Consider the following 2,607-nt stretch of genomic DNA (forward strand, 5'->3'; position numbering starts at 1 on the left):
AAATGCCCAATATATCCAATATACTTTTTTTTGGAGGAGAACCGTTAATGTCAGTAGATGCAATTGAAACAATATGTAAAATTTTTGAAGATAAAGGTGTCAACTTTTTAATGGAGACAAATGGTACTATTTATAACGAAATAATACATGAAATAATTGAAAAGTATGGGATTAAAGTGACAGTAAGTATAGATGGCCCAAAGGAAATCAATGACATCCATCGAAAATACCCCAATGGTAAAGGTTCATATGATGATATTGTTAGTAATGTATTTAAACTAAATAAGGAAACTGAAAATGTTTGTTATTTACAAGGAACTTATACAAAACAATCGAGTGAATTATTAGATAAAGATGAAATTGTTAATAATTTATATAGAGATTTAAATATACCGAGAATATCTATATATAATGTTGTATCAAAAAATAAAGATATCACATTAACGAATATGAAGAAAACAGCAATTAATGGTGAAGTAGATAAGTTTTTTGATGATATTTTTAATTGCAATATAAATTGTAATGATTCATTAAAACTTATTTTAAGTAGTATTTTATCTCAATCTCGATATTTATATTTTTGCAATGCAGGAGTTACACAAGTATCTATTGATTGTAATGGAGACATATGGCCATGTCCACTATTCACTAATAAGAAAGGATATAACATCGGGAATATATTCGATAGTATACATTTAATAAATTTAGGATTTAGAAATGCAAGCATGAAATTAAAAATATTAAATAAAGGAAACCATCAAGACTGCAATAATTGTATAGCAAGTTTTTGGTGTAGAAAATGTGTGGCTGAATCACTTATAAAAGATGAGGCAATTACTATTAATAAAAATAATTGTAATGAACATGTTAAATTAACAGAAGAGTTGTTAATTAAACTAACGGAAATAGCTATGGATGGTAAATTAAATGAATTTACTCAGAAATTTGAAAAAAATTATTCATTGGAGTTGTTGTGATAAATGAAGAAATATATTTTAAATCATAAGTTATTAATGTTAGTAAATATTATTTTTATAGTGGCTGTTTCAGTTATTCAAACTTTACAAGCTATACTGTTTAAAACAATTGTTGATACTGCAGTGGGGAATTTAAGCTATAGCATTAATGTTTTAATGATATATGCAATAATTTTTTTAATATCAGTATTTGTATGTGAGATTTTATCAAAGATTAGCATTGCTGCTTTAAATAAAGAGGTTATGATAGATTATAAAAAAGACATAATAGAAAGTTTTATAAATGCTGATGGACACAATAGATTAACAAGCTCGGAATTAATATCATTACTTAATAATGATGTTAAAATGGTGAAAGAAAATTATCTTTCAAGTATAACTAATGTTTTTCAGGACGCACTATTATTTATAGTAGCTTTATTTCTGTTATTACATATTAATGTACGGCTAACATTAGCGATTATTGTTTTTGGATGGATTCCAGTAGTTATACCACAATTACTTACTAAGAAAAACCAAGCATTAAAGGCTGAATATCTCCATAAACTTGAAAAATTTACCAATAGAATTAAAGAAATAGCTCAGGGTTTTGAAGTAATTAAAGGGTTTAATATAGAAGATAAAATAATTAGTATGACACTAGAAGATGATATTCAATCTGAAATAGAAGGATATAAATTTAATGTTTTGCAAGGTTTTCAAGGAGCATTATCTATTGTATTAGGGTTTGCCATATTTTTTGTTAACTTATTAATAGCTAGTTATTTGGTTATTAACGACTATATGACAATAGGTTCAATGATTGCTGCTGTTCAACTCATGAATTATATTGTAAATCCCATAATATCGATTTCTACCTATGGTATAAAGATGAGGTCAGTTACTAAGATTATAGATACAATTCAAAGAGAAGTTATTAATATTGTTGATTTAGATGTAATTCAAGGAGTTCAGGAGTTTAGATTTAAAAATTCAATTGATGTGGTGGATTTAAATTATTCGTATGATCAACAAAGGGATGTTCTGGCTGGTATAAGTATGGAATTAGAGAAGGGAAAAAAATATGCTTTAATTGGAGAAAGTGGATGTGGGAAAACGACTTTATTAAAGGCATTAATTAGACAAATTAATAATTATAGAGGGAAGATTATTTTTGATGATGTAAATATTAGAGATTTTGACTCAAAATCTTATTATAGAAAGGTTAGCATAATACATCAAAAAGTGTTTATGTTTAAAGATACCTTAAGAAACAATATTTGTTTATACAACGAATGTATTGAGGAGAAACTTAATAAAGTACTAAAACAATCGGGAATAATTCAAATTGTTAAAAAACTTCCACATGGCTTAGATACAATTGTTGGAGAAGGTGGGGTAGAGTTATCAGGTGGAGAAATGCAAAGGATTGCTATAGCTAGAGCATTGATTAAAGATATAGAAGTTTTGCTTATAGATGAAGCAACATCGTCTTTAGATAAAGTTACGGCAAGAGAAATTGAAAAAACATTGGTTAATCTAGATGCAACTTTATTAACTGTTACACATAAATTAGATTTAAATATCTTAAGTAACTATGATAAATTATTTGTTATGAAGGATGGAAAAATAGTTGAATCAGGAAATTTAG

Annotated in this window: 2 protein-coding genes; both read left to right on the forward strand. The window is 26.5% G+C overall.

The features are described 5' to 3' along the window. On the forward strand, positions 1-977 hold a 977-nt coding region (locus tag VK998_RS07695), incomplete at its 5' end, for a radical SAM/SPASM domain-containing protein (RefSeq protein ID WP_325227316.1). A 3-nt stretch (positions 978-980) separates the two neighbouring features. Then, positions 981-2,607 (forward strand): ABC transporter ATP-binding protein (locus VK998_RS07700; RefSeq protein ID WP_325227318.1); only part of this gene is annotated, 1,627 nt, incomplete at its 3' end.

Source organism: Schnuerera sp. (assembly GCF_035459645.1).
GTDB lineage: Bacteria > Bacillota > Clostridia > Tissierellales > Tepidimicrobiaceae > Schnuerera.